This is a genomic window from Halochromatium salexigens (assembly GCF_016653295.1).
GTDB classification, from domain to species: domain Bacteria; phylum Pseudomonadota; class Gammaproteobacteria; order Chromatiales; family Chromatiaceae; genus Lamprobacter; species Lamprobacter salexigens.
In genome coordinates, this window is the sequence record NZ_NHSF01000003.1 from 1 (window position 1) to 4,876 (window position 4,876).

The following is a 4,876-nucleotide window of genomic DNA, read 5'->3' on the forward strand; positions in this document are numbered from 1 at the left end:
GCGGTCAAACGAATCACATTGAACGCTTCAATTGCACACTTCGTCAACGGGTCTCGCGGTTGGTCAGAAAAGCGCTGTCATTTTCAAAAAAGCTTGACAACCATATTGGTGCAATCTGGTATTTTGTTCACCATTACAATGCCTCGCTGCCAGTGAATCAAGAATGCTGAAACCCTCTGAAGTCCTATAGACTGGGGCACCACCCGATTACGAAGGCCTGCGCGGCGTCCTGCCCAAGGGCGAGTACCAGGAACTGGACAACGCCGTGCTCGGCCAGCTACTGCGGACCCTCAACCCCGCTGCCCTGAAAGCGGTCTCCGGTGACGTCTTCGGTCGCATCTACGAGTACTTCCTGACCCAGTTCGCCGACCAAAAGGCCCATGACGGCGGCGAGTTCTTCACGCCCATCTCGCTGGTCTCGCTGATCGCCCACGTCCTCGACCCTGAGCGAGGCATCGTGTTCGACCTGGCCTGCGGTTCCGGCGGCATGTTCGTGCAGAGTGCCCGCACCGTCGAGGAGCAAGGCCAGAGTCCCACCAAGCAGCTCACCTTCCGCGGCCTGGAGAAGAACCCCACCACCATCCGCCTGGCCAAGATGAACCTGGCGGTGCACGGCCTGGAGGGCGATATCCGCCAGGCGATCACCTACTACGAGGACCCCCACGAACTGTTGGGCAAGGCCGACTATGTGATGGCCAATCCGCCCTTCAACGTGGACGAGATCGATGCCGATAAGGTCAAGACCGACCCACGCCTGCCCTTCGGCCTGCCCAGCGTCAACAAGAAGGGCAAGGTCGGCAACGGCAACTACATCTGGATCAGCTACTTCTACAGCTACCTGAACGAGCGCGGGCGCGCCGGCTTCGTCATGTCCTCCCAGGCGTCCAGTGCGGGTGGCGGCGAGGCCGTACTCAGGCAGAAGCTGGTGGAGACCGGCGACGTGGATCTGATGATCGCCATCCGCTCCAACTTCTTCTACACCCGCACTGTGCCCTGCGAGCTGTGGTTCCTGAACCGCACCAAACCCGCAGAATATCGCGACAAGGTGCTGATGCTCGATGCGCGCAACATCTACCGCAAGGTCACGCGCAAGATCTACGACTTCAGCCCGGAGCAGCAGCAAAACCTGCTCGCCATCGTCTGGCTCTACCGCGGCGAGACCGAGCGCTACCTGGACCTGCTGCACGACTATCTTGGCCGGGTCGTTGACGAGGGGCAGGGCTGCTTCGAGGCCGACACCGACACTGGCGCGACCGTGCAGCCGTTGCCGGACTACACTGCGTCCATCGGCGAGCTGATCAGCGCCATGCGGCCTTTTCTCGACACCCTGCCCGACGACAGCCCGCCCGCCGAGGTGCTCAGGGAGCTGACCCAGTCCCGCGAGACATTCGACGCCGATGTGGAGCGCTTTCAGGACGCCGTCGCCAGCGCCACCGCGCAATTCGACCTGACCGAGGTCAGGAATAAGGCGCTAGTCGCACTGACCCAAGATTTCACGCCCCTCGCTGACAGCAGCCGCGACCTGGTCAAGCAGACCGACCTCATCTACAAGCTCGCAACCCGTCTCATCGACACCTGCGAGCAGAGCGGCAGCGCCAAGGACAGTGACCTCTGGCGCCCCCGCGACATCAACCGCGCCCGCAAGGCCGCCGATCAGGCCCGCCAGGACGCTGTGACGGAGCTGAAGCAAGTGCGCTATTGCTGGCGCCAGGCCCACTGGCTCACCGAGCGTTTCCCGGATGCCGCGCTGCGCGACGTGCCGGGTCTGGTCAAGCTCGTCGACCGCGCCGAGATCGAAGCCAACGACTGGAGCCTGACCCCGGGCCGCTACGTCGGCGTCGCTCCGGAAGAGGTCGACGAAGATTTCGACTTCGAGGAGGCGCTGCGCGAGATTCATGTCGAGCTGGAGGATCTGAATGTCGATGCAGTGATGCTGGCGGAGCGGATCAAGCGGAATTTTCAGGAGTTGGGGGTGTGAGGTTTGAAGTTGGAAATTTGACGTATAAAGCAGCAGGCGCAGAAGCTCTGCTTCGCATGCGCTTGAATGGAAACCGGAGTTCGACAAACGGTGCGCGTAACGGACTTATGGAGCTACGAGCGTGAGCGGATTGCAGGTAGGACCAATCAATGATTTCGCTTTGGGTATATACGATGGGCCGCATGCGACTCCGCAAGAGGCCGATGAAGGCCCGGTGTTTTTGGGTATCAAGAACGTGACCCCACAGGGTACCCTCGACCTCAGCGAGATCCGACACGTCTCCGAGCAGGAGTACCCGAGATGGACCAAGCGCGTCGTGCCCCAGAGTGACGACATCGTTTTTTCCTATGAAGCAACGCTTCATCGGTACGCGATCATTCCGGAGAACTTCAGAGGTTGTTTAGGCAGGCGCATGGCGCTGATACGGCCCGACAAATCGAAGGTTGTACCCCGGTTTCTTCATTACTACTTTCTCTCGCCTACTTGGCGCGCTCAAATCGAATCAAACATTATTTCAGGCGCGACCGTCGACCGCGTTCCCTTGACTCGATTCCCTGGTTTCGAGGTTAAGCTCCCCAACCTTGCCTTGCAGGAGCGAATCGCTTCTATCCTCTCCGCCTACGACGACCTGATCGAGAACAACCGCCGCCGGATTCAGTTGCTGGAGCAGGCGGCTAGGCTGCTCTACAAGGAGTGGTTCGTCCACCTCCGCTTCCCTGGACACGAGCACGTCACCGTCACCGATGGCGTGCCGGAGGGGTGGCTCCACGCGGAACTTGCAGATCTCTGCCTCGGTAACTCTGGAATTCAAACTGGTCCTTTCGGTAGTCAACTCCATCAGTCCGACTACACCGACCGGGGCGTACCAGTGGTGATGCCACAAGATCTTAAGAACCTCCGAATCTCTACTGAGCGAATAGCGCGAGTTCCGGAAGCACTGGCAGAAAAGCTAGCGAGACACCGACTTGCACCCAGCGACATTGTGTATGGCCGGCGAGGGGATATTGGTAGACGTGCATTAGTCAGCGATAAAGAGGAAGGCTACCTGTGTGGTACGGGGTGTTTACGTTTGCGACCAAATCAGGAACGAGTCAATCCGCATTTTCTCTACCATGCATTGGGCGATTATCGTACGCAAACGCTCATTCGGAATCGGGCGAAAGGCTCCACGATGCCGAACCTTAGTGCCAAGCTGATGGCGTCGCTGCCGGTACTGGTTCCGAGTCGGCTGCTGCAACAGCAGTTTGGTGCATTCGCTACTGACAATTCTCGCGAGATTGAATTGCTGACCGATGCGATCGCTGCAGCACGGGTAGCCCGCGACCTCCTTCTCCCCCGCCTGATGAACGGCGAGATCGCCGTATGACCCGCGCGCCTTGCATCCCGGACCGCTTGCCGCTGGATGGGCTGGACTGGAAGCGGCTCGCGCGCTGCTTGAGCCCAGCGATGCTCGCGCTGGCGCGCTACGACGGGACGCTCGACGGCATCGTCAACGCGGCGGTTCTGCTGTCGCCCATTACCAGCCAAGAGGCGGTACTGTCGTCGCGCATCGAGGGCACTCAGGCATCCCTCACCGAGGTGCTGCAGCACGAAGCCGGCGAGGCTTACAGCGCTGCCAAGGAGCGCGACATCCAGGAGGTGATGAACTACCGCCGCGCGCTCCTGATGGCGGAGGAGGCACTGCGGGAGCGTCCGGTGACCTTGCAGCTGATTCGTGAGCTGCATGCGTTGCTGATGCAGAACGTGCGCGGCGGCGACCAAACGCCCGGCGCCTTTCGGACCATGCAGAACTGGATCGGCAAGAAGGGCACGCCCTTGGAACAGGCTCGCTTCGTGCCGCCGTCGCCGATAGTGATGCGTGATGCGCTGGATAACCTGGAGTCCTATATCGCTGGCGACGATGTGGACCCGCTGGTGCAGCTCGCGGTGGCGCATGCGCAGTTCGAGATTATCCACCCCTTCAACGACGGCAACGGGCGGCTCGGGCGGATGCTGATCCCACTGCTACTGTTTCAGAAAGGCGTGCTGCAACGGCCGATGTTCTACTTGAGCGAGTACCTGGAGGAGGAGGACGCCGCCTATCGCAACCGGCTTCTGGCCATCACCGAGGCCGGCGACTGGCAGGGCTGGATTGAGTTCTTCCTCGGAGCTGTCGAGGTCCAGGCGCGACGGAACACCGACAAGGCCAAAGAGATCCACACCCTGTACGAGTCCATGAAGCCGCGCTTCGCCGAGGTCACCCATTCCCAGTATGCGGTTGCAGCCCTTGATGCACTGTTCACTCGCCCGGTGATCAACAGCCGGGACTTCCTGGCGCTGGCTCGCATCGATAACCGTGGCACGGCGAACCACCTGCTGCGTTGCCTTGTGGACGATGGGGTGCTGCGGCTAGTGCGACCCGCCGCAGGCCGGCGACCCGCCATCTATGTCTTTCCGGAGCTGGTCAACATCACCGAAGGCCGCGACCTGTTCGGAAGCTGAGCTGTTGCGTACGGTTGGCCATCCACAACGGAATTTATGTACGGCGAAAGGCGTTTGAGTGTACAAAAAATCGTTTGTGGTCACTGCAGCGTACGCAACAGGGCGCAAAGCCGATCGCTCCTGGAGGTCTCGGGAGGGCCTCCGCTGGTCGCCAAGCGAGAGCTTCTCGGGGACATGAGTTCAGCCGCATACTTGGAAGACACCCTAGCAGCCTGTCGGACTTAACGGTCCGAATCATCTTTTGAGCCCCTTTCGGGGCGAAAAATGGCGCTATTTTGGCAAAATCGCTATTTTCTCGGGTTTTTTCTGATTACGGGCGCAGCACGGCCATGCGTTTGAGATTCCACGCCAGGCACACCAGGGTCCATTCGCCTTGGACGTTCTGCAGCCCACGGGTCAGGAACTGACGAAACCCCA

At 60.4% G+C, this 4,876-nt stretch carries 5 protein-coding genes; 4 read left to right on the forward strand and 1 reads right to left on the reverse strand.

Annotation, left to right across the window (positions count from 1 at the left end; translation table 11 throughout):
* From CCR82_RS00060 to CCR82_RS00075, 4 genes are all read left to right on the forward strand, one after another.
* The coding region (locus tag CCR82_RS00060; protein WP_276570509.1) for an IS1 family transposase at positions 1 to 170 on the forward strand (170 nt) is incomplete at its 5' end.
* 95 nt (positions 171 to 265) lie between these two features.
* The gene (locus CCR82_RS00065) at positions 266 to 1,978 is read left to right on the forward strand and encodes an N-6 DNA methylase (RefSeq protein ID WP_201243168.1); all 1,713 of its coding nucleotides are present in this window, start codon (positions 266 to 268) and stop codon (positions 1,976 to 1,978) included.
* A gap of 121 nt (positions 1,979 to 2,099) precedes the next feature.
* Positions 2,100 to 3,344 (forward strand): restriction endonuclease subunit S, encoded by a 1,245-nt coding sequence (locus CCR82_RS00070; RefSeq protein WP_201243169.1) that lies wholly within the window; start codon positions 2,100 to 2,102, stop codon positions 3,342 to 3,344.
* A complete protein-coding gene (locus CCR82_RS00075) occupies positions 3,341 to 4,459 on the forward strand; it encodes a Fic family protein (RefSeq protein WP_201243170.1) in 1,119 nt (372 codons plus the stop codon). The genes CCR82_RS00070 and CCR82_RS00075 overlap by 4 nt, the downstream gene beginning before the upstream one ends.
* 310 nt (positions 4,460 to 4,769) lie before the next feature.
* Here CCR82_RS00075 and CCR82_RS00080 read toward each other — a convergent pair.
* Positions 4,770 to 4,876, reverse strand: a 107-nt coding sequence (locus tag CCR82_RS00080; protein WP_201243171.1) for a transposase, incomplete at its 5' end; no start/stop codon positions are given.

Bases quoted from the DNA above. Each gene is read 5' to 3' on its own strand.
- CCR82_RS00075 (WP_201243170.1), top strand. From the start codon at position 3,341: ATGACCCGCGCGCCTTGCATCCCGGACCGCTTGCCGCTGGATGGGCTG.